Source organism: Bradyrhizobium sp. HKCCYLRH2060 (assembly GCF_051168135.1).
In the GTDB taxonomy this organism is placed as follows: domain Bacteria; phylum Pseudomonadota; class Alphaproteobacteria; order Rhizobiales; family Xanthobacteraceae; genus Bradyrhizobium.
Window position 1 is genome coordinate 240,707 of the sequence record NZ_JBNPUK010000010.1, and the last position, 22,585, is coordinate 263,291.

A 22,585-nucleotide genomic window follows, 5' to 3' on the forward strand; every position below is an offset into this window, starting at 1 on the left:
CGCATCGCGACTGTAACAACCGCTACACTACGCCACCTCCACGACTGAATCAGGCCAGGCCCATGCCGCTATCGCTGCCCAAGCAAAAGATCCGCGTTCTGCTCCTCGAGGGCGTGAACGACTCGGCCGTCCGCATGTTCGAGGCCAACGGCTATACGGAAATCGAACGGCTGCCGAAGGCGCTCGGTTCGGCGGAGTTGAAACGTATGCTGTCGGGCGTGCACATGCTTGGCATTCGCTCGCGCACGCATCTGACCGAGGAAGTGCTGCAGGCCGCCGATCGGCTGATGGTGGTCGGCTGTTTCTCCGTCGGCACCAACCAGGTTGATCTCGATGCCGCGAAGCGGCTCGGCATCCCCGTGTTCAATGCGCCCTATTCGAACACCCGCAGCGTCGCCGAGCTGACGATCGCCGAGGTCGTGATGCTGATGCGCCGCATCTTCCCGCGCTCGGTGTCGGCGCATGCGGGCGGCTGGGACAAGTCCGCCAATGGCAGCCGAGAGGTGCGCGGAAAGACGCTCGGCATTGTCGGCTACGGCAACATCGGCTCGCAGCTGTCGAACCTCGCCGAGGCCATGGGCATGCGGGTGATCTTCTTCGATCTCACCGACAAGCTCCGCCACGGCAACACCGAGCCGGTCGAGAGCCTCGACGAGCTCCTGGCGATCAGCGACGTCGTGTCGCTGCATGTCCCGGAGACGCCGGCGACCGCCAACATGATCGGCGAGCGCCAGATCCGTCACATGAAGGACGGCGCCTATCTGATCAACAATTCGCGCGGCACGGTAGTCGACATCGAGGCGCTGGCCAGCGCGTTGCGCGAGGGCAAGCTCTCAGGCGCCGCCGTCGACGTGTTTCCGGTCGAGCCGGCCTCGAACGCCGATCCGTTCGTCTCGCCGCTGCAGGGCCTGCCCAACGTGATCCTGACCCCGCATGTCGGCGGCTCCACCGAGGAGGCGCAGGACCGCATCGGCGGCGAGGTTGCGCGCAAGCTGATCGACTATTCCGATGTCGGCTCGACCTTCGGCGCCGTGAACTTCCCGCAGGTGCAGTTGCCGGCGCGCCCGACCGGCACGCGCTTCATCCATGTCCACCGGAACGTGCCGGGCGTGCTGCGCCAGGTCAACGATGCGGTGTCGCGGCACAACATCAACATCCTTGCGCAATATCTGCAGACCGATCCCGAGGTCGGCTATGTCGTGCTCGAGACCGACGTGGTCGGCGGTGAGGGCGAGGCGCTGCTGTCGGAGCTGCGCGCGGTGGAGGGCACGATCCGCGTGCGCGTCCTGTACGATCACGACCGGCCCTGAGGCTGTGGAGGCTGCCGCGCGATGACCGGCTCGTCTGCATCGTCTTCAGCCTCGTCCGTCGTTCTCAGCACGACGGTGCCGGCGCGCGTGCTGCGCCATGATCCGCAATACGGCATGTCGACATTGTTCTTCGCCGACGGCGAGCTGCGCGTGCCGATGGTCGATGCGGCTGTTGACGCCGGCGTCTCCGTGACCATCGAGGCCCGCGACGTCTCGATCGCGCTGTCGCGGCCGATGGATGTGTCGATCACCAACCGGCTGCCGGGCCGGATCGAGGAGATCCTGCCGCTCGATCCGCCCTATGTGCGCGTGACGTTCGATCTCGGTGCGACCAGGCTCCACGCGCTCGTGACCTTGGAATCGGTCGAGCGGCTGGCGTTGGAGCCGGATCTATCGGCCTGGGCGATGATCAAGAGCGTCGCGATCGGACCCGGCGCGGTTCGGCCTTCGGAGCTGCCTCGGCCGCGCCGCTGGCCCGCTTCTGATAGCGCGGATCGGTAGCCTTCTGCAGCTCGACGAGCGCCGCAGCGGTGGCCGTGCGGGTGCGCCGCTCCATCGAGCGATACAGCGCGATCAGCCGCTCGCCGAACGGCGTGATCTCGGCGCCGCCGCCGCGGCGGCCGGGATGGGTCTCGAACACCGGCGTCTCGAAGGTGCGGTTGAGCGCATCGACCATCAGCCAGCATTTGCGGTAGGAGATGCCGCTCGCGCGCGCGGCGCCCAGGATCGAGCGCTCCCGGCGGATGAAGTCGATCAGCAGCAGATCCTCGGGCGACAGACTTCCGCCGTTGCCGAAAGTGATGGTCAATGCGATCTGAGCTTCGCGCTTCATCCTATTCCGATCCGCTCGCGTTGTGAGCCGATCATGTCACGCGGGCTCTGCGCTGTCACCATGCGGCCGGACCACGCTTCGATCCAGCCGGCACGGCGCGCGACTTCGACCGGAACGCATTCGGCGAACACGCCGGCGAAGCGCGTCCACGCCTCCATCATCGCAGGCGATACCGCCGTGATGATCGGAAGCCCGGCTGACATCGCCGAGCCGAAGGCGTCGGCGAGGCCACCTCCCGCCGCCTCCTGCTTGCCGAACTTGCTGAGGATCACGACATCCGTGCCACGCGCGATCGACTGCTGCACGGCGGCGCAGGCCAGCACCAATCCTTCGGGATCGAGATTGCAGGCCTGCGATCCCGGGCCGAGATCCTGCGAGATCGAGAACATGCGGTTGTCGTCGAGGCTGCGCAGCATCATGGCCTTGCACGGCCTGGTCTTGTCGACGCTGCTCTCGATCACGCCGGAGACGCGCAGCCCCATGCCTGCGAGCCGCGTGGCGAACTCATCGAGTAACTCCTGGATGACGGTGGACGCAGCGCCCTGCAGCGCCACGATCTGACATGTCCCGACCTCAGCGACACCCATGGCAGTCCTCCTCACGCATTGGCGGAGACGCGGCCCGCCTTCCGACCGGTTCGCATGATCTCTTGGACAGCCGAGACGACGCTCGCGGCGATCGATCGCCCGCGGTCGTCCATGCCGGTCCATGCGGCGTGGCGGCCGCGCGGATCGATCTCCAGCAGCTTGACGTTGGCCGGCACGCGCAGACCGTCGCGCGCGATGCCGCGCAGTGCGCCATCGAGCGGCGCCAGCACCGGCGTGCCGCCGAGCGATCCGAGCTGCAGTCCTTTGTAGACGCGGGTGCCGATGTCGAGCGGCGTATGCCAGACGGCATCCTGATCGGAATAGACGAAGCGCTCGCGGCCTGCGCCGCCGAGATCGCGTGCCTTGCCGTCCGCATCGCGCGTCGTGCCGTGCGCCACGATCGCGCCGGTCTCGCAAGGATGTGTCTCGACCGCGATGTCGCAATTGTGCCCGACCGCAAAGCGCGGCCCAATGCCGACGGCGATGCCGGCGACGCCGCGCAGATCCGGCGTCGCCAGATGCTTCTGCATCCGTGCATCGACGATGACTGCGGGATAGCGGAACGCGATGATGTCGGTAAGATGCATCCCGGTGACGGCGACCCGGCCTGGCTCGCGATGAATGCGCACGACGTCCGCGATGCCCTCGGCCCGGCAGCCGATCACGCCGTCGATGTCGCACGTCTCACCATACAGGACGTCGTGAAAGGCCATGCCGCGTCGGATCACCGGCGGAAAGGCGTCGTGACAAAGGACGAGCGCGAAGCACGCCTGGTTGAGCTTGGCCGCGATCGCGGAGGCGATCTCGTTGGTGCCCAGCACCAGCGCGAGCGGCTTGGGCGCGTTCGGATGCCAGGTGACGGCGGCGGCTTTCATGCTGATGACCTCGTGTTGCGAGATCGAATGAGCAAGCCGCGGGCCAGATCGTTAGGCGCCGACCAACTTGTTCATTGCATTGAGGAAAAGCAGGCAGGCCTCGGCTTGTCTGATCCAAAGCTGTATTGTTTAGGATATAACATCTGATGCTATATTGTCGCTTATACAACATGTCGTGATGGTGGGGGAGGTCGGCGCGTGCCGATCAGACGATGGGCTCTTCGCGCCGAACCAGCGCGACGCCCTTGACCTGGGCGTAGACGGCAAGCCCCGCCTGCAGGCCGAGCTCGTTCCACGAGCGTTGGGTGACCCGCGACAGCAATCGCGCGCCCTCACCGTCCTCGCCGAGGCCGAGCAGGGCAGTGACGCGGTGGTCCGATTGGCTGCGGATTTCCAGGATCTTCGCGCGCAGCACGTTGACGATGGTGCTGCGGCTCGGCGTTTCCACGGCGAGGCTGACGTCATCGGCCAGCACGCGCAGGCGGCGGCGTGTTCCGGACGCAAGCGGCTCGGCCGGCAGCACGAAATGCCCGCCGGGCACCGCAAGCGTCACCATGCCGTCGATGGCGTCGTGCTTCAGAACGGTGGCGTCGAGACTCACCGCAGCATCGCGGGAGAGCGCGAGCGGCAGTGTCAGGTCGGCTTGGAGCACGGACAGCGGGCCCGAAGCCAGGACGCTGCCATTGCGCATCAGCACCAGCTGATCGGCGAGCCGCTCGACCTCCGCGATATCGTGGCTGATGTAGAGGATCGGCAGGTCGAGCGCGGCATGCAGGCGCTCCAGATAGGGCAGGATCTCGTCCTTGGTCATCTGGTCGAGCGCCGACAGCGGCTCGTCCATCAGCAGCAGCTTCGGCTGGCTGAGCAGAGCGCGGCCGATCGCCACGCGCTGCCGCTCGCCGCCGGACAGATGGCGCGGCGAGCGCTCCAGCAGCTTGGCGATGCCGAGCAGCGACACGACCTCATCGAAGCCGATGGCGGTGGGGCCGGACGGGCCGGGATGGCCGTACATGAGGTTGCGGCGGACGGAGAGATGCGGAAACAGATTGGCTTCCTGGAACACGTAGCCGATCGGGCGCCGGTGCACCGGGCGGAAGGTCTTCTCGTCCTGCCAGACGTCGCCGGCGACGGAGCATCGTCCGTCCAGGCGGTTGAGGCCGGCGATGCTGCGCATGACGGCGGTCTTGCCACAGCCGGACGGGCCGAAGATCGCGGTGACGCCGCGCGCCGGAACCTCGAACCGCGCGTTCAGCTCAAAGCGCCCGAGCGTACCGCGGAAATCGACCTTGACGGTGCTCATGACGCCCGTCGCGTCATCTTCTTCTCGATCAGCATCATCGTCAGAATGACGCCGAAAGAGAACACGACCATGCCGAGCGCCAGCACGGAGGCTTCGGTCCATTGCGAGGTCTCGACGTAGTCGTAGATCGCGACCGACAGCACCTTCGTCCTGCCGGGAATGTTGCCGCCGATCATCAGCACGACGCCGAACTCGCCGACAGTGTGGGCAAAGCCGAGGATCGCGCCGGTGAGGAAGCCGGGGCTCGCCAGCGGCACGGCGATCGTCCAGAACGCGCGCCAGGGCGAGGCCCGCAGCGTGGCGGCTGCTTCCAGGGGCTTCTCGCCCATGGCCTCGAAGGCGTTGCGGATCGGCTGCACCACGAACGGCATCGAGAACAGCACCGAGCCGATCACGAGGCCTGGGAAGGTGAAGGCGAGGGTGCGTGCGCCCCACAAGGAAGCCAGTGCCCCGCCCGGACCGCTCGGGCCGAGCGCGACCAGCAGATAGAAGCCGAGCACGGTCGGCGGCAGCACCAGTGGAATCGCCACCAGGGCTGCGACGGCCTCTTTCCACCACGCCTGCGACCGCGCCAGCCACCATGCGATCGGTGTTCCCACGATCATCAGAATGACGGTCGTGATCGCTGCCAATTCGAGGGTCAGGCTGACCGGTTGCCAGATATCGGCCGAGACGTGCAAGTTCATCCCTGGAAGTTCATCGACGTGGGCGCTCAGCTGCCGGACTTCGGGTCCAGAGCATAGCCGAACTTCTCGATGACCGCACGGGCTTCCGGAGTCTTGAGGAAGGTCAGGAACGCAGTCGCCGCCTCGTTGCCGGCGGATGCCTTCAGCAGCACGGCATCCTGGCGGATCTCGGTGTAGAGGGTCTGCGGCACCAGCCAGCGCGACCCGCCGGCATTCGGCATCAGCTGCGACAGCGCGACGAAGCCCACCTCGGCATTGCCGGTATCGACGAACTGGAACGCCTGCGAGATCGTGTTGCCCTGCACGATCTTGGGCTGGATCGCTTCATAGAGCTTGAGCGCCTTCAGCGTCTCCACTGCGGCCGCGCCATAGGGCGCGGCGGTGGGATTGGCGATCGACAGCTTGTTGAACGCGTTCGCCTTCAGCGTTTCCTCGCCCTTCACCGCGTTCGGGTCCTTGCTCCACAGCACGAGCTTGCCGATGGCGTAGGTGAAGCGGCTCTCGGCGACGCCGAGGCCCTCGTCGACCAGCTTCTTAGGCCGTTCGTTGTCGGCGGAGAGCAGGATCGCGAACGGCGCGTTCTCCTTGATCTGGGTGTAGAACTGTCCGGACGCGCCGAAGCTCAGCACCAATTCGTGTCCCGTCTTGGCCTTGAACAGGCCGGCGATCTCCTTCGCCGGCTCGGTGAAGTTGGCGGCCACGGCGATGTTGGCGCTGCCGGCAAACGCGTTTGCCCCAGTCAGGAGAGCGGCAGCCGCGCACAGAGCAGCGGCGACGAAGCGCATCGATCTCATCACAATTGTCCTCGTTCATATCGACAGAGACGGGTTCGCTTCGGTGAATTGCAAGTCCCGTTCCGGCGCAGCGGCCCGTACCGATGCCGTGCTATATTCATTCGTATACATCAAAATAGACAGGTCGGCGACGTCCCGTCAACCCGAGGGGCTCCCTCGGGCAAACGCGATGGGCGTCAGTGTTCGACTTTCGACAATCGAGGCTGAAGCGATGTCGGAAACGTGACGGCCCGAGAACCAGGGGTCTTCGGGCCGGCGCGAGACTAAGCCATCCGCTCCCAGAGCTGCCGCACCAGCATGCCCGCGCGCTTCTCGATCGCCGCGGCGGCATCGAGCGCGAGGTCCTCGCGATAGCGGCCGGCGATCAGCTGCACGCCGATCGGCTGGCCATTGTGAACCGCCACCGGCACCACCGCGCCGGGCAGCCCGAGCACGTTGATGGCCGAGATGAAGCGGATCTCGTTGAAGAAGATATCACGCACGCGCTCCGGGCTTACCGTGTCCTCGCGCGGGCCCGGCGTCGGCTTGACCGTCGTTGGCGCCAGCACCACCGGATACTCCTCGAAGAACATCTGCCAGGCGCGGATATAGGTGGAGCGCTGCGCCGTCGCGTTCATCCAGCCTGCGAGGTCGAGGATCTCGGCCTTGGCCCGCATCCCGCCCCACGCCTTGTGGAAGTCTTCGGAGGTGACGGCGAGCATCTTGGCTTCCTGCATCACGACCACCTCGGTGGTGATGACGTCGCACCAGGTCTGCCAGACGCCGGAGATGTCGGGGACCTCGACCTCGCTGACCCGGTAGCCGGAGCGCTCCAGATGATCCGCGGCCTGCCGGAGCGCGGCCTGCACCGAGGGATCGACGTCCATGTCATCAGGAATCTTGGCGAGCGCGACCTTGATCGGCCGCTTGGGCGTCTCGCCCTCGAGCGGGGCCGGCACCCACCAGGGATCGCGCGGATCGCGCCGGCTCATCACCTCCAGCGCCAGCCTGACGTCGGCGACGCTGCGCGCCAGCGGCCCCTGCGACGACATCAGATGCGCGAGCATCGGCCGCTCGGCCGCGGCGCTTTCATTATAGGCCGGGATGCGCCCCTGCGTCGGCTTGATCGTGACAACGCCGTTGCAATGCGCCGGCCAGCGCAGCGAGCCGCCGATGTCGTTGCCATGCGCGATGGTGCCGATGCCGGCGGCGACCGCAGCCCCGGCGCCGCCCGACGAGCCGCCACAGGTGATCTCGGGATCCCACGGGTTCAAGGTCAGCCCGTGCAGCGGGTTGTCCGTGAAGCCGCGGAATGAGAATTCCGGCGTGTTGGTGAGGCCGAGCACGATCGCGCCCGCCTTCTTGAGGTTGCGCACGACGGGCGCGTCCGACGGCGCGATGATCCCCATCTGCGCCGGAACGCCGTTGGGGTTTGGCCGTCCCTCGTAGTCGACGTTCTCCTTGATCGTGACGGGCACGCCATGCAGCAGGCCGTCCTTGTTGCGCGCCTTGTCCGCGGCGCGCGCAGCTTTCAAGGCTTCTTCGGACAGATCGACGACGACCGCATTCAGCTTCGGATTGACCTCATGCATGCGCGCGAGATGGGCCTCGGTCACCTCGACCGAGGAGATCGCGCCGGAGCGGATCGCAGCGGCGGTGTCGAGCGCCGACCACTGCCAGACTGGTCCTTTCGGCAGCCGCGGCTTTGGCTCGGCTGCCTTCGCCTGTGGTCTGGCCTGCGGCTTCGCCTTTGCGGGCTTCCTGTTGGCCGTGGCGCGCGCGGCCGCGCGCTTCGGAGCCGGCTTGGCGGTCTTCGCCGCCGGCTTCTTCTTTGTCGCTGTCTTCGCCATCGTGTCCCCCCAGTTTCTCTCTCAAACGACCGACATGGTCAGCGGCGGCTCGACCTCGGCGGGCAGCGGGCTGACATAGGGCGTGCGCTGTGTCCGCTTCTTCAGGTCGGCCTTGGCGGCTGCGATCAGCGCCGGCTCATTGAACGCCTTGATGCCGAGACCGGCCATGGCCTTCGCGGCCTGCACCATCGCCTTGTGCGCGGCCGGCGTCTTGCCTTGCGCGACGACCTGCCAGGTATGGAACGGCGTGCCGATCGCCACCGTCGGCGCGTGCACCTGCACCGTTGGCACCACCCAGCTGACGTCTCCGACATCGGTCGAGCCGATCTGCGGATTGCGCTTGGCGTTCAGCGGCACCAGGAAGTCGGCCAGCGGCTTGTCGGTCGGGTCCATGCCGATGCTGTAGTAGACGGATTCGATGTCCTTGTCGGTCAGGGTCGCCTGGATCTGCCCGGCGAAATCCTTGTCGGTCGTATCGAAATGCGGCGGCCCGAGCTCTTCCATGATCCCGTGCAGCGCCTCTTCGAGCGGCGTGTTGGGCAGGATGTTGGAGACCGCCGAGATGATCTTCATCTCGACCTTGGTCTCGGTCATCATCGCGGCACCTAGCGCGATCTTGTGCACGCGCCCGACCAGCTCGTTCATGCCGGGCAGGTCGCGCGCGCGGATGGAGTAGCGCACGCGCGCATGCGCCTGCACGACGTTGGGTGCGATGCCGCCGGTGTCGAGCAGTGCGTAATGCACGCGGGCGTCGCTCGGCATGTGCTCGCGCATGTAGTTGACGCCGACATTCATCAATTCCACCGCGTCGAGCGCGCTGCGGCCGAGATGCGGCGAGGCGGCCGCATGCGAGGTGCGTCCGGTGAAGATGAAGTCCGCGCGCGTGTTGGCGAGCGAGGGCGTCATCACCACTTCCCAGAAGCTCGACGGATGCCAGGTGATCGCGATGTCGGCATCCTCGAACGCGCCTGAGCGCACCATGAAGGCCTTTGCGGCGCCGCCTTCCTCGGCAGGGCAGCCGTAGTAGCGCACGCGTCCCGGGACCTTGTTGGCGGCGAGCCAGTCCTTCACGGCGGTGGCCGCGAGCAGCGCCGCCGAGCCCAGGAGATTGTGGCCGCAGCCATGGCCGTGGCCGCCGGTCTCGATCGGACGATGCTCGGCAACTCCCGCTTCCTGGCTGAGGCCGGGCAGGGCGTCGTATTCGCCCATGAAGGCGATGACCGGACCGCCTTCTCCCCATTCGCCCATCAGCGCCGTCGGAATGCCCGCGACCTTTTCAGTGATGCGAAAACCCTGGTGCTTGAGCTCGGCGAGGTGTTCGGCAGATGAGCGGGCCTCGGTGTAGCAGACCTCGGGCATGCTCCACACCCGGTCGCTGAGCTCGATGAAACGGGTCTTGATCGCGTCGACGCCGCGCCAGATCTCGCTGCGGTTGTCCATCTCCGGTCTTGTCCTCTTTAGCCGATAGGAAGCCGGTATGGTTATCAGCTAAGTTCGCCGACGCCTAGCGATCCGCCGCGAGAGCAGCCATGCGGCCTGCGGCAAGGCGCGGAGGAGCGCGCGTCATCCTTTGAGCAGATGATGCTGCGATGGGATGCAGCGCGATGCTTTCGGCGGCGCAGCGAGAAGGGTCGGGACGCCGTCCTCAAATTTCGGAACTGCCGCCGTGCGCTGTTACCGCACCCGTCCAGGAACGATCGTGGTCGCGTCCTGTTCTCGTGTCAGGAGTGCGACCGCCATGCGGGCAGGACCGATCACCATCATCGTTGCATTGCTGCTGATTCTCGCAGCCGCCGTCATCTTCGCCTATCAGGGCATGACCCTGCCTGGCGATCCGATGCCGGCCGGGGGCTGGATCGCGCTCACGCTCGGCGTGGTGTTTTCGCTCATCGTGGGGATCGGGCTGATGGTGCTGTTGTTCTACAGCAGCCGCAAGGGCTACGGCGAACCATCACAGTTCGGGGCTGATGATCATCGCGACTGAGGCCGCTCACGCCGGGCGCGGCGGATGCTGTGTCCGCGGATGCCGGTCGTGAAGCAGCTTGGCGAGTTCGTGCCTCAGATCGTCGTGACCGCGCATCGCCGTCTCGAACAGCGCCTCCTGGATGTCGCGCGGCATGTCGCCCCAGACGCCGATGGCGGCGCTTCCGAGCAGCTCTGCGAACCGGTTGTCGTCCATGCGGCACCTCCGGACGATCTGACGCCCGAGAGCGGCAAAGGTTCCAGGCCCGGTTACTGCGTGGTGAACAGGACAACCGCAATCGCAACGGAGAGCGCGATCGCGGACACCGTCCCCGTGGTCGACAGCACGCCCATGCGCCGCAGCGCCGCTGCAAACACGATGATGATCGGGGTGGCGGTGACGAGGCCGAGCTGCGCTTCGGTCATGGACATGCTCCTGATGCCGATCCCGTAGCGCATCCAGGCGCCGTGCTGTTTGTGCGCCGACAAAGAGCATGTCTGCCGCCCCGACTAGCTTTGCCGACATCTGATCGGAGGTGGCGGTGTCGGCACTCACATACGAACCGGAACCAACGGAGCGCTGGGGCGTGCTCGACGGGTTGCCGGGCGACCCCATGATGTGGGTCCTGATCCTCAGCGAGCTCGTCGCTTTCGGCCTGCTGCTCGGCGCCTTCGTCGTGGCGCGCGCAGTCAATCCAGTCGTGTTCGCGGCCGGGCAGGCCATGCTGGACGGACCTCTCGCCGCATTGAACACAATCGTGCTTGTGACGAGCGGGTGGGCTGCGGCGCGCGCGGCGGCCGCGGCGAGAGGCGCATCGCCGCCCACCGCACGGCGTTGGATCATGCTGGCGATCCTGCTCGGCGCGGCCTTCATTGCCGTCAAGCTGACCGAGTATGGCAGGGAGATTGCCGCCGGCGCAGGCTTCGAGACGTCGCCGTTCTTCACGCTCTATTTTCTGCTCACGGGCTTCCATCTGCTCCACGTCGTGCTCGGGATGGTCATCCTCGGAGTCGTCGGTCGTCATGCCGCGCCCGACAGCGTCGAGACCGGGACGGCGTTCTGGCACATGGTCGACCTGGTCTGGATCGTGATGTTCCCGATCCTCTATCTGGTGGGATGAGTCATGGTCCGCGATCGCCTCACGCTCGCCTGGCTTCAATTGCTGAGCCTCGCCACCGCCACGCTCGCGGCCTCGCTGCTGCTGCCGAATCGCTGGCTCGCCGATGCTCTCGTGCTCGTGCTCGCATTGGCCAAGGGCAGGGTGATCGTGCTGGATTTTCTCGGCCTGCGCCATGCGCCCGCGCTGTGGCGGGGCCTGCTCACATCGTGGCTCCTAGGCCTGGTCGCGCTCGCCGGGCTCGCGGTGGCTATCCGCGCTCTGGTCTGACGCGCCATCGCCATGCTGCTTGCGCGGCGACAAAGAGACTCCCGGCAGTGCCGGTAGATTGCCTTCACCATCGACCTTCACCAAACGGAAAGGACGTGTCATGGCGGAACGCCTGACCAAGTCTGCCGCACGGAACGTCTTCTACGGCGGTTCGGCCTTCTTCTTTGCGATCTTCCTCGGGCTCACAGCGCACAGCCACTACTACATGGTCACGACCTCGACCAGTGCGTCGACGCTGTCCGACGGCGTCGCTCGCGGCAAGCACGTCTGGGAGAAAAACTCCTGCATCAACTGCCACACGCTGCTGGGCGAGGGCGCCTATTTCGCGCCAGAGGTCGGCAATGTCTGGGACCGCTGGGGCGGCAGGCAGGACCCGGCCGCCGCGCGCGAGATGCTGAAGTCCTGGATGCAGTCGCAACCCTCCGGCGCGCCCGGCCGCCGGCAGATGCCGCAGTTCAACCTGTCCGACCAGGAGCTCAACGATCTCGCGGACTTCCTGCAATGGACCGACACGATCAAGCGCCAGGACTGGCCGCCGAACAAGGCCGGCTGAGCCGGCATCCCGCCCCCCGTCATGAGAGAGATCCGCGATGAGATATGAGACCCAGAAGGTCGCGATGCTGTATTTCTACGGCGCGCTGACGCTCTTCCTCGCTCAGGTCATCTTCGGCCTGCTCGCCGGCACGATCTACGTGCTGCCGAACACGCTGTCGGTCCTGCTGCCCTTCAACATCGTCCGCATGATCCACACCAACGCGCTGATCGTGTGGTCGCTGATCGGCTTCATGGGCGCCACCTACTTCCTGCTGCCCGAGGAGACCGAGACCGAGCTCTACAGCCCGCTGCTCGCCAAGATCCAGTTCTGGATGTTCTTCGGCGCCGCGGGGGCTGCCGTCGTCGGTTATCTCTTCCACTACCATGAGGGCCGAGAGTTTCTCGAGCAGCCCTTCATCATCAAGGTCGGCATCGTCGTCGTCTGCCTGATGTTCCTGTTCAACGTCACGATGACGGCGCTCAAGGGTCGCAAGACCACGGTGACCAACATCCTGCTGTTCGGGCTGTGGGGCGTGGCGATCTTCTTCCTGTTCGCCTTCTACAATCCGGCCAATCTCGCCGTCGACAAGATGTACTGGTGGTACATCGTCCATCTCTGGGTCGAAGGCGTCTGGGAGCTGATCATGGCCTCGATCCTGGCCTTCCTGATGATCAAGCTCAACGGCATCGATCGCGAGGTGGTCGAGAAGTGGCTCTACGTCATCATTGGCCTTGCGCTGTTCTCCGGCATCCTCGGCACCGGCCATCATTTCTACTGGATCGGCGCCCCCGGCTACTGGCAGTGGATCGGCTCGCTGTTCTCGACCCTCGAGGTCGCGCCGTTCTTCACCATGGTGATCTTCACGGTGCAGATGACGCTCAAGGCCGGCCGCAAGCATCCGAACCGCGCCGCGCTGCTGTGGTCGGTCGGCTGCTCCGTCATGGCGTTCCTCGGCGCCGGCGTGTGGGGCTTCCTGCACACGCTGTCCAGCGTGAACTACTACACCCACGGCACCCAGGTCACGGCGGCGCACGGCCATCTCGCCTTCTTCGGCGCCTATGTGATGCTCAACCTCGCGGTCATGGCCTATGCGGTGCCGCAGCTGCGCCAGCGCGCGCCGTATAACCAGTGGCTCTCGATGGCGAGCTTCTGGATCATGTGCACGGCGATGATGACGATGACCTTTGCACTGACCTTCGCCGGCATCATCCAGGTGCATCTGCAGCGCGTGCTCGGCCAGAGCTACATGGACGTGCAGGACCAGCTCGCGATGTTCTACTGGGTGCGGCTCGGCTCCGGCGTGTTCGTGGCGATCGCGGCGCTGATGTTCGTCTGGGCCGTGCTGGTGCCCGGCCGCACCAAGGAGGCTGCGCTGCCCGGCGCGCTGCAGCCGGCGGAGTGAAATCCCGCAGGCGGCGGCCTCGATGCCGCCGCCTGCATCCCCCTGATACGGAGAGTTGTCATGAAGCCCGCGCTGCACGCGATCCATACCGCCCCGTCGTTCCCCTCGTACACGCCGACCGACCATGAATGCGCGCTGTTCGAGCATGCGTTCCGACATCGCCTGCCGGTGCTGCTGAAGGGGCCGACCGGCTGCGGCAAGACCCGCTTCGTCGCGCACATGGCGGCGCGACTGGGCCTGCCGCTGCACACGGTCGCCTGTCACGACGACCTCACCGCCGCCGACCTCACCGGGCGTTATCTGCTCAAGGGCGGCGACACCGTGTGGACCGACGGCCCGCTGACCCGCGCGGTGCGCGAGGGCGGAATCTGCTATCTGGACGAGGTCGTCGAGGCCCGCAAGGACGTCACCGTCGTGCTGCATCCCCTCACCGACGACCGCCGGATCCTGCCCTTGGAGCGCACCGGCGAGGAGCTGATCGCGCCCGACGGCTTCATGCTCGTGGTCTCCTACAATCCCGGCTACCAGTCGCTGCACAAGGCGCTCAAGCCGTCGACACGGCAGCGCTTCATCGCCATCGAATTCGGCTTCCTGCCGGCCGAGCAGGAGATCGTGGTGGTTGCCGCCGAGAGCGGGCTGGCGCCGGAGCGCGTTCGGCCGCTGGTGGCGCTCGCGCATCGGCTGCGCGCGCTGCAGGGCCATGACCTGGAGGAGGGCGTCTCGACGCGCTTGCTGGTCTATTGTGCGACGCTCGTCGCCGCCGGAGCATCCATCGCGGACGCCGTGCTCGCTGCGATGATCGAGCCGCTCACCGACGACGCCGACGTCAAGGCCGCGCTGCGCGAGGTCGCGCATGCCGTGATCGGGTGAGCCATGCTCGACTTCCTCGAACTGGAGGAGACCGTCGGCCGTGCCTGGCATCGCATGGTCGGCACGACCTCGAGCTATCCGGTCCATCCGGACCAGGCCGTCGCCCTGAACGAGATCAGCGGCCGCATCGCCGTCATGTTCCGCGCGCTGGGCGGCGAGAGCGGCGTGCAGGTCGCCGGAGCCAAGGCGCGCAAATCGGGCCATCGGCTCGGCTGGCGCCAGCGCATTGGCCTCGGCGACGAATGCCTCGACCAGGCCGGGCGCGACGGCGCCACCGTGTTCCTGCCGGAGACCATCGCGCTGCTGCCGGATCGCGCGCTCAATGCGCAGCTCTATCACTGGCTCGCGGCGTGGTTCGCGACCATGGCGGTCGAGCCGATCGCGGAGCGCGATCCGCTGCGGCGTGATCTGCTGGCGCTGCGCCGGGCCTGTGAGACGACCGCGCTGGTGCTGGCGCGCTTCCCGGGACTGGCGCGTCCGCATGCGCAACTCGCCGAAGCGCTGGCTACGGCGCGGCCGCGGCGGCCGCTGCCTCGGCTCGAGCAGCAGGTCGAGCACATCGTCATGGCGCTGCTCGGCGTGGGCGCGCCGCCCAAAGGCGCGCTGTGGAATGCGGTCATCGCCGGCGGCCCGTTGCCGCAGGCCGCCCCGCCCGGCTATCGGCCGATGCTGCCGTGTCCGCTGTGGGGCGATTGCTGGGGTCGCGATGCCGTTGCCGCGGCGCGCGACGACGACGAGACGCAGACGCCCGCAGAGCAGGAGGGGGCACCCGACACCCGCAAGCGATTCGCGCGGCGCGAGCGCGACGACACGGCCAAGCGCGATCCATTCATTCTCAACCGCTTCGAGAAGATCCTCGCGATGGCGGAGATGGTCAATGTCGATCGTCCGTCCGACGATACCGACGATGACGACGCCCGCAAGGCCGCCGACGATCTCGACGAGCTTGCGATCGCCAGGCGCAAGGGGCGGCCGGCGAGCAAGCTGAAGTTCGACCTCGATCTGCCGCCCGAGGCGGTCGACACCGCGAGGCTCGACAGCGGCCGGCTGTATCCCGAATGGAATTATCGCAGCGGCGCCTATCTGCCGGATCATTGCCGCGTCGTGACCGGCGACGCCGCCGAAGCGGGCGAGGCGTGGGCTCCGGACGATGCGATGCGCCGGCGGATCCGCAGCGTCCGGCGCAGGTTCGAGACCTTGCGACCGCGCCACGAGATCATGCACGCGCAGGCCGACGGCCACGACCTCGACATCGACGCGCTGGTGCGCGCGCGCAGCGATCTCAATGCCGGCCATGGCGGCATCGACCGCGTGCACCTCGCGATGCGCCCGCTGGCGCATGATCTCGCGGTGACTCTCCTGGTCGACGTGTCCCTGTCGACCGATGCATGGATCGATGGCGTGCGCGTCCTCGACGTCGAGAAGGAGGCGCTGCTGGTGCTGGCGCATGGGCTGTCGGCCTGCGGCGACAGCCACAGCATTCTCACCTTCACGTCGCGGCGCAACTCGTGGGTCCGCCTGGAGACCGTGAAGGCATTCGGCGAGCCGATGAGCGGGCGGGTCGAGCGCCGCATCGGCGCGCTCAGGCCCGGCTACTACACGCGTATCGGCACGGCGGTGCGTCACGCCGCCGGCGAGCTCGCCGAGCGATCCGAGCGCAAGCGCCTGCTGCTGGTGCTGACCGACGGCAAGCCGAACGACGTCGATCACTATGAGGGACGGTTCGCGATCGAGGACACGCGCAAGGCGGTGCAGGAAGCGCGACGCGGCGGCGTCGCGGTGTTCGGCGTGACCATCGATGCGTCGGCGCAGTCGTATTTTCCAACCCTGTTCGGTCGCGGCGGCTACGCCATCGTCGGCAACATCCGGCGACTACCGGCCGCACTGCCGGCGCTGTACCGGCAGTTGGCGCACTGACGCTTACGTCGCCGGCTCGCGCAGATTGCGCAGCGACACGGGCAGGTGGGCCATCAGCTTGTCGAACTCGCCGGGATCGAGCTTCTCCCAGAGAATCTCGAAGATGCCGCGCGCCGCCGTGAGCGGATCGACCGGGAATTGCGGCGGCAGTTGGCGGAAGATGTCATCGACGAAATATTCGAGATGGCGGTCCTTGGTCGGGGTTGCCGCGTGGTGCCAGCCCTCGTAGTAGATCCCGCGAATGAGCATCGGCAACTGGACGCCGAAATTCACGGCGACGGCCAGGGGCATGCGGTCGCGCAGCACATGGAGCACGGCACGCAGTGCATTGTAGGCCTGCTGCCGGCTCGCCAGCGCGAGGCGCTGCTCGATGGCCTTCAGCCAGATGTTGGTTTCCTGGACGGTGTGATCCAGGGCGGTCACGCCGATCTCGCTCATGTGGTTCTCCATGATGACAAGTGCACAGGACCGTTCGAGGGACGCCGAACGAGGTAACGGCAAGGCCTGATTCGCTTGAACGCCTTGTCAGTAGGTGGTGCGTCCGGGCCGGGCATGTTGACCTGCATCAAATCACGATGTCGTGGTCGGACCGTGAGGTAAATGGCGGGTCAACGGTCTGCCCAGCCGTTTACGATCCCTGGCTGCCGGAGCGGCACCGGCGGTCGGCAAGCCCATCCGTCATCTTACGGAGATCGTCGTGCCCCCGTGCACGGCACGCAACATTGGTCAGCAGTTCACTCTGACAAACAGCCATCGACAAACAGAACGTCTACAAATCAGCACGTCGCGATCTCGCGGCGCGGATCGCGCCCGAGTCTTGCTTGACGGAACCCTCTTCAAGGGAGAGGGCGCAGGGAAGGCCGGGAGCTCGCCGCCCCCATGGCCCCCGTGCGGAAAGAATGCACGGGGCAGGAACCACAGGTTCGGCCGAGACATCCCGGCCTTCCCTGCGCGACGGTGTTACGGCTTATACGCACTCTCCCCGGTGAACGGGCTGTCTTGCCACCGTCACCCGCGCGAGGCTGAAACCTCGTCGCGAGCTTGACGCCAGCGTCGCGGCGCCAGGACCATGCGATTTCGCCGTCCGCACCGTGCCGTTCGTCCGCAGGCATGACACCCGCTGCGACACGTCGCGTCCATCGCATCCCGCACTCCACGTCTCGTGACGTTCGCGACACGCCCCTCTTCATGAGGCGGGATGCGCGGAACTGTGCAGGTGATTTGCCCGACGGCGCAAGCGGTTTATCTGCGGCAGACTGGCACGACGGGCAATTCGCGCATGGCGGTCATGCGACCAAGTGGGATTGGACCAAAGCTTAAGGCGCTACTCGGATTATTCGGTTTAGCGTTTACTCAGCAGCTTCCGCGACGATGTCAGAAGTTGCACCAGCCTCATAACCACTTCCCATCCTGAGATTCTTCATAATTTCGTTTGCAATGGCCCAGGCGAGTAGTGGTGGTACAGCATTCCCGATCTGTTTGTAAGCAGGGTTCATAGTGCCGACGAAGCGGAAACCATCCGGAAAAGATTGAAGACGTGCCGCTTCGCGCACACTTATCACGCGGGCCTGTTTAGAGTCATAATGAATATGGCTATAAGTATCTTTGCCGAGATGAGCCATTAAGGTCCGCGAGGGAAAATCAGGCAGCAACTTCCACCATCGGTTCGGGAACGTTCCAAGCGGATAGGGAGGTACTATTGAATCTCGAAGTTCCCCTCGTTCCTTCTTCGATAGCGCGCGGCCCAACCGCTTCTGCTCAAGTCCTACACGCCGCTCCCAAATAGATACTGCGGTAGCGTGGGCTGCCGGATATTCAGCTCCATTTGGCATTTCCGAAAAGGTTTGGATGTCGCGCGGAAGATGACGTATCACATGATCCCAGACACCAAATTTTGCTCCAAATCGTGGCCAGCGACGCATCAGCCTTGCGTATCCGCGTACGTCTCGTCCGTTTAAAGCGTACGGGACACGCTGATCGAAGCGACGGGCCCCCCTTCGAAGCGCGCCTTCAAGGTGCAGTGTTATCGGCGGCAGATCACCGAGCGCTTCCTCGCAAGTAACAGGAAATGGTAATTGCGCAGACCCCCGATCCGCCTCGACGAACTTTCCGCCATCGAAGAGATCAACGTGTTTTAGGGCAACCGACCTTACGCCACGATATCCTTGTGGGAGATTCATATAGCGAGTTGGTTTGGGAAAGCTGATAGGCACTCTGATCGAATGGTGATAGGCGATAAGAAACGCGCGCTCGCGCATCTGTGGTACGCCGTAAAATGCTGCATTCAATAAAGAATATTTCGCGTCGTAGCCGAGTTCCGCGAGCGCCTCAGCGATCTCAGCCATGACGTTGTGGCCACCGAAATTCAGTGCATCGGGAACATTCTCGATAAGGATTGCGAGAGGTTTTGTGACGGAAACGTATTCGAGGTAACGAAGATAAAGATTGGCGCGTGGATCAATCTTATAAGCATTTGGATGGGCTGCAATCTCGCGAAGTTTGGCCCTGCCGATGCGCGTATATGCTTGGCATGGGGGGCCGCCGACGACGACATCAAAGGCCTCTTCGGCAGCCCCTAATCCGAGTTCACTTGTAAACTCATCCGGTTCGACCTCGAGGATGTCGCGAGGTTTGGCATGAAGTGAAGCTGATTTCGGATTACTGTCTTTGAAAAAATTGAAGGCATGTGTCGCGGCGGCATGCCTGTCGACCTCCATTGCTGCAGCAATTTCGAATCCTGCTCGCTCGAAGCCCAGCGAGATTCCGCCGCAGCCGGAGAACAGATCAAGTACCCGTGGGCACCCTCCTTTTGCGAGTCGGGCCAGCTTTTCTACGACCGGGCCGCTGTTTCGACTTTGTGCGGCCATTCCACGCATTGGGCTTCCTGTCGAGAAATAGAATGATTCGCTTACGAAGCAAGTTAGCGTCCGCCAACTCGCATTCCCATACAATCATTACGTCCCATCCCAATGCCTTTAGTGCAGAACAATTGCGTTCATCCCGCTCCACGTTCTTAGCAAACTTCTCTTCCCAGAATGCTGTTTGGGATCTTGGAGTATAGGCGAATGGACAGTTCTTATGACGGTGCCAGAAGCAGCCATGCACAAGAATGATCTTGCGGCGCCCCTTCATCACGATGTCGGGGCGTGCAGGCAGACCTTTGACATGAAGCCGATATCCGACCCCCATGTCCCAGAGCAGTCTGCGGACCGCCAGTTCGGGCTTGGTGTCTGAGCCTTTTATCGCAGCCATATTGGCGCTGCGACGCTCTCGAGTAATCGTGTCCGCCATTCGGGTCTCGTCTGGTGTGCACTACATTTCAAAAATGTAGAGTTCAAAGTGAAAATATATTGACATGGTCGAATATGAAGTCTATCCCGTCGTGGGACAGTGTTCCTGCTGACATATGAGAAATCGAGTGATAGTCGATGAGGGCGAACGGCGTGCCGGTGAATCTCCGAACCAGCGGTTTCGTCGTCTTGCAGAGAAAAGGGTGGTTCGCGCCATCAAGGACATCCGGCTAATCTCAAACCTGAGTAACCGGAACAATTACGACTACAGCCAAGAGGAGATCGACAAGATTTTTCGTGTGCTCGATAGGGAGTTAAAGCTCGCGCGAAATAAGTTTGAGAGCAAGCAGCGCGATAGCGACGACATAGATTTTAAGCTCTAGTTTGTGCCTCTGAGAGGTCCTAATGGCTCTGGCGAATCGTTGGAAATTTTCAGAACGTGGCTTCAACGACGTTGAGCAAGAGGTCACGGAAGGTGACCAATTCAACACGGAGACTGTGCCAGAGACAGAAGCGCTGGTCCGGGAAGCTACGCAGAACTCTCAGGATGCGCGGCGTGTAGGCTCAAGGGAGCCGGTGCGGCTCCGTTTTGCGAGGGTCGATGCCGGAAACGGTCTGAACGATGACTACATGAGGGCGTTGGTTTCGGACCTGACGCCGCACCTTGAAGCAAGTCGTTTTAGTGTTCCAGAGAACATGCTCGCAGCCCCGTCAGCCTTGATAATTGAAGATTTTGGGACAGAGGGGCTAACGGGGAAAATCGACGACGAAAATGACCTCGGCAATTTTCGTTCCTTTTGGTTCCGTCACGGACGTTCTTTTAAGCATGGGAGTAAGAACGGGCGATGGGGACTAGGTAAGCTTGTGTACCCGATGATGTCGGCTAGCCGCTGTCTGTTTGGACTCACGAAGCGTGAAGGGGAGGAGGCACCGCTATTGCTGGGGCAGGCTGTCCTCCGTACCCATTCTATCGATGGTGTACGCTATGCTCCCCATGGGCACTTTGGGGATTGGAGTAGCGACCGTCTGCAACCCATTCGCGACTCACAGAACATCAGTATATTTAGCAAGGCATTTGGAATTACCCGATGCGCCGAGCCAGGACTATCAGTCGTCGTACCCTTCCCAGTGGGTGAAACAGACCTCGATCATTTGCTGCGTTTCGTGGTTAAGAACTACGCATATCCTATCCTAACCGGGCGCCTCGTAATTGATGTTCTTGACGAGAAGGTCGATTCGGAGAGCGTTCGGCGAATTGCGAAGGATGTTTTACCTGCAGGTCTTATCGGATTCATCGATGCAGCCCATGATTTCGATTCCGCGAAGCTCGTTAAGGTGAGTGCACGCCCACGCGGCTCCGAGGAGCGTATTGTCGAAAGTATGATTGGCGCCGATATTTCAGCTTTGAGAGATCAGTATTCTAAAGGGGAAACCATCGGCTTTCAGGTCCCAATTTCGCTAGCACGTAAGAAGGGCGAAGTGGCCGAGTCCGGGTTCACCGTATTCTTCCAGGCCGCATCGCAGGGGCAGGAGCAAGCCGCTCTATACGTGCGTGGCGATATTACAGTCCCAGACGAAGCTGCTGCATTCAACGGGCAGGGCTGCTTTGCGATGCTTGTCGCACAGGAGGAGGCAATAAGCGAGTTCCTCGCAGATGCCGAGAATCCTGCTCACACCAAGTGGGCTGCAACAGCTGCGAGAGTTAAGCAGAATTGGTCCTATCCTCGCCAGACCCTTGGTCAGATCAGATATGCTCCTGGCACCCTTCATCGATTTCTAGCGACTGGTCAAGATCGTGTCCATGAGGCGGCGCTGAGAGGTTTTTTCTGGATTGAGGATACTTCGCGCCCGCCGGAAAAGGTTCTGGGTAAGGGGCGGAAAAAGAAGCAAGAAGAAAAGCCAGATGCGGCTAGACCGCCGCCGCTTCCGGCCGCAAACCGTAAACTCGTGTTGCAGAAGCGCAAAGGTGGATTTTCGATAAAGCCGGGGCCGGGCTTCATCGAGGTGATGCTTCCTGCCGTGGTCAGAGTTGCGGTTTGTTACGACGTCGAGTATGGCAAGCCGAAATGGGACCGCCTTGATTTCGATTTTGCCGATGCCGCTCTTAGTATGAGCACGACTGGTGCGGAGCATGAAGCCAGCGACAATATTATTCTGTTGACCATCGAAGAGCCGCAATTCGAACTGGCGGTCGAGGGCTTCGATCTACGCAGAGATCTGGTCGTTGACTATAATCTGGTTCGCGGAAAGGAGCCCGTTGATGCGTAGCAGGATCAACAGTACGGGCCGCCAGAAGATCGATTCCGGGATGGCGACTTTCGTAGTAACGCAGCGTGCCGATGGAACTGCTGAGTTCAATGCCGAAATTGACCTTTCCTCGCTTAAACTCCCACCCCAGTCACATGTGATTGTGGAGGCGTATCGTCAGAGTCTCCATGAACGATTTCCTTTTGGTACGGTCAAAGCCATTTCCCCTTTAGACCCCCCCATCTTACGCGAGCTTGATCCGACCTCGGTGAAGTTCCGCATTAAGGTCGTCGAGCCGGATAGTGGCCGCGTTCTTGCCCGGGGAGATCGTCTTGGCGCAGACGAAGACGCTGAGGCTGGGCGTCACGAACTGCTAAAGGTTGTCGAGCGTGATCTTGGGCAGGAGCCTTGGAAAACTGAGATTTATGATGACGATCAAAAGCCCGCACTTATCATCAACAATCAGATTCCGGGAGCCGTTAGCCGCTTTCAGCGTGATCCAGTATTCCAAGCACTGATACTTCCCGCTGCACTTAGACAAGTGCTCATGATGCTACAGCTTGATCGTCAGGCTGAAGACGGTGATGAGGAAGATGAGGGAAATTGGACCACTGATTGGATCAGGTTTGCTCAGAATCTTACGGGGCGTGAGAAGCCGGATTGGTCCGAAACGACTGAAGCGACCAAATGGATTGACGATGTTTGCGCCGCGTTCTGCCGTCACCACGGCATGCTGGACCTGATCAGGACAGAGGACTAAT

Annotated in this window: 25 protein-coding genes; 12 read left to right on the forward strand and 13 right to left on the reverse strand. The window is 63.6% G+C overall.

Translation table 11 applies throughout. The features are described 5' to 3' along the window. Nucleotides 1-62 precede the first annotated feature (62 nt). Nucleotides 63-1,310, forward strand: a complete 1,248-nt coding sequence (gene serA / locus ACQR10_RS20745; RefSeq protein ID WP_315804414.1) for a phosphoglycerate dehydrogenase — start codon at nucleotides 63-65, stop codon at nucleotides 1,308-1,310. Nucleotides 1,311-1,331: 21 nt separating this feature from the next. Next, nucleotides 1,332-1,811 (forward strand): TOBE domain-containing protein, encoded by a 480-nt coding sequence (locus ACQR10_RS20750; protein WP_315804415.1) that lies wholly within the window; start codon nucleotides 1,332-1,334, stop codon nucleotides 1,809-1,811. On the opposite strand, the gene ACQR10_RS20755 is transcribed toward ACQR10_RS20750, so the two are convergent. The 8 genes from ACQR10_RS20755 to ACQR10_RS20790 all read right to left on the reverse strand — a co-directional run bounded on the left by ACQR10_RS20755 (nucleotide 1,720) and on the right by ACQR10_RS20790 (nucleotide 9,653). Next, a complete protein-coding gene (locus ACQR10_RS20755) occupies nucleotides 1,720-2,142 on the reverse strand; it encodes a winged helix-turn-helix domain-containing protein (RefSeq protein WP_315804416.1) in 423 nt (140 codons plus the stop codon). The two genes, ACQR10_RS20750 and ACQR10_RS20755, sit on opposite strands and share 92 nt — an antisense overlap. Next, nucleotides 2,139-2,729 carry a DUF2478 domain-containing protein gene (locus ACQR10_RS20760; RefSeq protein WP_316217574.1) on the reverse strand — a complete coding sequence of 197 codons (591 nt, stop codon included), beginning with the start codon at nucleotides 2,727-2,729 and terminating at the stop codon, nucleotides 2,139-2,141. Before ACQR10_RS20760 ends, ACQR10_RS20755 begins: the two co-directional genes overlap by 4 nt. A gap of 11 nt (nucleotides 2,730-2,740) precedes the next feature. Then, nucleotides 2,741-3,604 carry a xanthine dehydrogenase gene (locus ACQR10_RS20765; protein ID WP_316217572.1) on the reverse strand — a complete coding sequence of 288 codons (864 nt, stop codon included), beginning with the start codon at nucleotides 3,602-3,604 and terminating at the stop codon, nucleotides 2,741-2,743. Nucleotides 3,605-3,809: 205 nt separating this feature from the next. Continuing rightward, nucleotides 3,810-4,904 carry a molybdenum ABC transporter ATP-binding protein gene (modC, locus tag ACQR10_RS20770; RefSeq protein ID WP_316217571.1) on the reverse strand — a complete coding sequence of 365 codons (1,095 nt, stop codon included), beginning with the start codon at nucleotides 4,902-4,904 and terminating at the stop codon, nucleotides 3,810-3,812. Beyond that, nucleotides 4,901-5,590 (reverse strand): molybdate ABC transporter permease subunit, encoded by a 690-nt coding sequence (gene modB, locus ACQR10_RS20775; protein WP_316177910.1) that lies wholly within the window; start codon nucleotides 5,588-5,590, stop codon nucleotides 4,901-4,903. Before modB ends, modC begins: the two co-directional genes overlap by 4 nt. Nucleotides 5,591-5,616: 26 nt before the next feature. Beyond that, nucleotides 5,617-6,384: a molybdate ABC transporter substrate-binding protein gene (gene modA, locus ACQR10_RS20780; RefSeq protein ID WP_316217570.1), complete on the reverse strand. Its 768-nt coding sequence runs from the start codon at nucleotides 6,382-6,384 to the stop codon at nucleotides 5,617-5,619. Between the two features lie 263 nt (nucleotides 6,385-6,647). Continuing rightward, complete coding sequence (locus tag ACQR10_RS20785) at nucleotides 6,648-8,213, reverse strand: amidase family protein (protein ID WP_316217569.1); 1,566 nt, start codon at nucleotides 8,211-8,213, stop codon at nucleotides 6,648-6,650. Nucleotides 8,214-8,234: 21 nt separating this feature from the next. Then, nucleotides 8,235-9,653 (reverse strand): M20 family metallopeptidase, encoded by a 1,419-nt coding sequence (locus ACQR10_RS20790; protein ID WP_315804423.1) that lies wholly within the window; start codon nucleotides 9,651-9,653, stop codon nucleotides 8,235-8,237. A gap of 298 nt (nucleotides 9,654-9,951) precedes the next feature. Here ACQR10_RS20790 and ACQR10_RS20795 point away from each other — a divergent pair, with 298 nt between their 5' ends. After that, complete coding sequence (locus ACQR10_RS20795; protein ID WP_316217568.1) at nucleotides 9,952-10,197, forward strand: hypothetical protein; 246 nt, start codon at nucleotides 9,952-9,954, stop codon at nucleotides 10,195-10,197. A 6-nt stretch (nucleotides 10,198-10,203) separates the two neighbouring features. Here the strand turns inward: ACQR10_RS20795 and ACQR10_RS20800 are convergent, their stop codons facing one another. Continuing rightward, nucleotides 10,204-10,392: a hypothetical protein gene (locus ACQR10_RS20800; protein WP_315804425.1), complete on the reverse strand. Its 189-nt coding sequence runs from the start codon at nucleotides 10,390-10,392 to the stop codon at nucleotides 10,204-10,206. A gap of 53 nt (nucleotides 10,393-10,445) precedes the next feature. Then, on the reverse strand, nucleotides 10,446-10,601 hold the full coding sequence (locus ACQR10_RS20805; protein ID WP_315717764.1) for a hypothetical protein: 156 nt from the start codon (nucleotides 10,599-10,601) through the stop codon (nucleotides 10,446-10,448). Nucleotides 10,602-10,717: 116 nt separating this feature from the next. Here ACQR10_RS20805 and ACQR10_RS20810 point away from each other — a divergent pair, with 116 nt between their 5' ends. From ACQR10_RS20810 to ACQR10_RS20835, 6 genes are all read left to right on the forward strand, one after another. Further along, complete coding sequence (locus ACQR10_RS20810; protein WP_316217567.1) at nucleotides 10,718-11,296, forward strand: cytochrome c oxidase subunit 3 family protein; 579 nt, start codon at nucleotides 10,718-10,720, stop codon at nucleotides 11,294-11,296. Between the two features lie 3 nt (nucleotides 11,297-11,299). Next, the gene (locus ACQR10_RS20815; protein WP_316177915.1) at nucleotides 11,300-11,563 is read left to right on the forward strand and encodes a cytochrome C oxidase subunit IV family protein; all 264 of its coding nucleotides are present in this window, start codon (nucleotides 11,300-11,302) and stop codon (nucleotides 11,561-11,563) included. 100 nt (nucleotides 11,564-11,663) lie between these two features. Further along, on the forward strand, nucleotides 11,664-12,116 hold the full coding sequence (locus tag ACQR10_RS20820; protein ID WP_315804428.1) for a c-type cytochrome: 453 nt from the start codon (nucleotides 11,664-11,666) through the stop codon (nucleotides 12,114-12,116). A gap of 37 nt (nucleotides 12,117-12,153) precedes the next feature. Beyond that, nucleotides 12,154-13,500, forward strand: coding sequence for a cbb3-type cytochrome c oxidase subunit I (locus tag ACQR10_RS20825; protein WP_315804429.1), 1,347 nt, complete (start codon nucleotides 12,154-12,156; stop codon nucleotides 13,498-13,500). Nucleotides 13,501-13,560: 60 nt separating this feature from the next. Continuing rightward, nucleotides 13,561-14,370 (forward strand): CbbQ/NirQ/NorQ/GpvN family protein, encoded by an 810-nt coding sequence (locus ACQR10_RS20830; RefSeq protein WP_316217566.1) that lies wholly within the window; start codon nucleotides 13,561-13,563, stop codon nucleotides 14,368-14,370. Nucleotides 14,371-14,373: 3 nt separating this feature from the next. Next, complete coding sequence (locus tag ACQR10_RS20835) at nucleotides 14,374-16,287, forward strand: nitric oxide reductase activation protein NorD (RefSeq protein WP_434912057.1); 1,914 nt, start codon at nucleotides 14,374-14,376, stop codon at nucleotides 16,285-16,287. Between the two features lie 3 nt (nucleotides 16,288-16,290). On the opposite strand, the gene ACQR10_RS20840 is transcribed toward ACQR10_RS20835, so the two are convergent. The 3 genes from ACQR10_RS20840 to ACQR10_RS20850 all read right to left on the reverse strand — a co-directional run bounded on the left by ACQR10_RS20840 (nucleotide 16,291) and on the right by ACQR10_RS20850 (nucleotide 19,578). Then, nucleotides 16,291-16,725, reverse strand: a complete 435-nt coding sequence (locus ACQR10_RS20840) for a DUF2267 domain-containing protein (RefSeq protein WP_316217564.1) — start codon at nucleotides 16,723-16,725, stop codon at nucleotides 16,291-16,293. A 911-nt stretch (nucleotides 16,726-17,636) separates the two neighbouring features. Further along, on the reverse strand, nucleotides 17,637-19,163 hold the full coding sequence (locus ACQR10_RS20845) for a DNA cytosine methyltransferase (protein ID WP_434898139.1): 1,527 nt from the start codon (nucleotides 19,161-19,163) through the stop codon (nucleotides 17,637-17,639). Next, complete coding sequence (locus ACQR10_RS20850; RefSeq protein WP_434898140.1) at nucleotides 19,072-19,578, reverse strand: very short patch repair endonuclease; 507 nt, start codon at nucleotides 19,576-19,578, stop codon at nucleotides 19,072-19,074. Before ACQR10_RS20850 ends, ACQR10_RS20845 begins: the two co-directional genes overlap by 92 nt. 127 nt (nucleotides 19,579-19,705) lie before the next feature. Here ACQR10_RS20850 and ACQR10_RS20855 point away from each other — a divergent pair, with 127 nt between their 5' ends. The 3 genes from ACQR10_RS20855 to ACQR10_RS20865 are packed head-to-tail and all read left to right on the forward strand — an operon-like array spanning nucleotide 19,706 to nucleotide 22,584. Then, nucleotides 19,706-19,960 (forward strand): hypothetical protein, encoded by a 255-nt coding sequence (locus ACQR10_RS20855; RefSeq protein ID WP_434898141.1) that lies wholly within the window; start codon nucleotides 19,706-19,708, stop codon nucleotides 19,958-19,960. Nucleotides 19,961-19,982: 22 nt separating this feature from the next. Beyond that, nucleotides 19,983-21,845, forward strand: coding sequence for a hypothetical protein (locus ACQR10_RS20860; protein WP_434898142.1), 1,863 nt, complete (start codon nucleotides 19,983-19,985; stop codon nucleotides 21,843-21,845). Continuing rightward, nucleotides 21,838-22,584 (forward strand): hypothetical protein, encoded by a 747-nt coding sequence (locus tag ACQR10_RS20865; RefSeq protein ID WP_434898143.1) that lies wholly within the window; start codon nucleotides 21,838-21,840, stop codon nucleotides 22,582-22,584. The genes ACQR10_RS20860 and ACQR10_RS20865 overlap by 8 nt, the downstream gene beginning before the upstream one ends. Nucleotide 22,585: the final 1 nt, after the last annotated feature.

Excerpts from the sequence above, each read along its gene's own strand:
- ACQR10_RS20795 (WP_316217568.1), top strand. The coding sequence starts at position 9,952 with ATGCGGGCAGGACCGATCACCATCATCGTTGCATTGCTGCTGATTCTC.
- ACQR10_RS20800 (WP_315804425.1), bottom strand. The coding sequence starts at position 10,392 with ATGGACGACAACCGGTTCGCAGAGCTGCTCGGAAGCGCCGCCATCGGC.
- ACQR10_RS20805 (WP_315717764.1), bottom strand. The coding sequence starts at position 10,601 with ATGACCGAAGCGCAGCTCGGCCTCGTCACCGCCACCCCGATCATCATC.
- ACQR10_RS20835 (WP_434912057.1), top strand. The coding sequence starts at position 14,374 with ATGCTCGACTTCCTCGAACTGGAGGAGACCGTCGGCCGTGCCTGGCAT.
- modC (WP_316217571.1), bottom strand. The coding sequence starts at position 4,904 with ATGAGCACCGTCAAGGTCGATTTCCGCGGTACGCTCGGGCGCTTTGAG.
- ACQR10_RS20815 (WP_316177915.1), top strand. The coding sequence starts at position 11,300 with ATGGTCCGCGATCGCCTCACGCTCGCCTGGCTTCAATTGCTGAGCCTC.
- modA (WP_316217570.1), bottom strand. The coding sequence starts at position 6,384 with ATGAGATCGATGCGCTTCGTCGCCGCTGCTCTGTGCGCGGCTGCCGCT.
- ACQR10_RS20755 (WP_315804416.1), bottom strand. The coding sequence starts at position 2,142 with ATGAAGCGCGAAGCTCAGATCGCATTGACCATCACTTTCGGCAACGGC.
- ACQR10_RS20760 (WP_316217574.1), bottom strand. The coding sequence starts at position 2,729 with ATGGGTGTCGCTGAGGTCGGGACATGTCAGATCGTGGCGCTGCAGGGC.
- ACQR10_RS20785 (WP_316217569.1), bottom strand. The coding sequence starts at position 8,213 with ATGGCGAAGACAGCGACAAAGAAGAAGCCGGCGGCGAAGACCGCCAAG.
- modB (WP_316177910.1), bottom strand. The coding sequence starts at position 5,590 with ATGAACTTGCACGTCTCGGCCGATATCTGGCAACCGGTCAGCCTGACC.
- ACQR10_RS20845 (WP_434898139.1), bottom strand. The coding sequence starts at position 19,163 with ATGCGTGGAATGGCCGCACAAAGTCGAAACAGCGGCCCGGTCGTAGAA.
- ACQR10_RS20750 (WP_315804415.1), top strand. The coding sequence starts at position 1,332 with ATGACCGGCTCGTCTGCATCGTCTTCAGCCTCGTCCGTCGTTCTCAGC.
- ACQR10_RS20820 (WP_315804428.1), top strand. The coding sequence starts at position 11,664 with ATGGCGGAACGCCTGACCAAGTCTGCCGCACGGAACGTCTTCTACGGC.
- ACQR10_RS20765 (WP_316217572.1), bottom strand. The coding sequence starts at position 3,604 with ATGAAAGCCGCCGCCGTCACCTGGCATCCGAACGCGCCCAAGCCGCTC.
- ACQR10_RS20850 (WP_434898140.1), bottom strand. The coding sequence starts at position 19,578 with ATGGCGGACACGATTACTCGAGAGCGTCGCAGCGCCAATATGGCTGCG.
- ACQR10_RS20830 (WP_316217566.1), top strand. The coding sequence starts at position 13,561 with ATGAAGCCCGCGCTGCACGCGATCCATACCGCCCCGTCGTTCCCCTCG.
- ACQR10_RS20825 (WP_315804429.1), top strand. The coding sequence starts at position 12,154 with ATGAGATATGAGACCCAGAAGGTCGCGATGCTGTATTTCTACGGCGCG.
- serA (WP_315804414.1), top strand. The coding sequence starts at position 63 with ATGCCGCTATCGCTGCCCAAGCAAAAGATCCGCGTTCTGCTCCTCGAG.
- ACQR10_RS20840 (WP_316217564.1), bottom strand. The coding sequence starts at position 16,725 with ATGAGCGAGATCGGCGTGACCGCCCTGGATCACACCGTCCAGGAAACC.
- ACQR10_RS20860 (WP_434898142.1), top strand. The coding sequence starts at position 19,983 with ATGGCTCTGGCGAATCGTTGGAAATTTTCAGAACGTGGCTTCAACGAC.
- ACQR10_RS20865 (WP_434898143.1), top strand. The coding sequence starts at position 21,838 with ATGCGTAGCAGGATCAACAGTACGGGCCGCCAGAAGATCGATTCCGGG.
- ACQR10_RS20790 (WP_315804423.1), bottom strand. The coding sequence starts at position 9,653 with ATGGACAACCGCAGCGAGATCTGGCGCGGCGTCGACGCGATCAAGACC.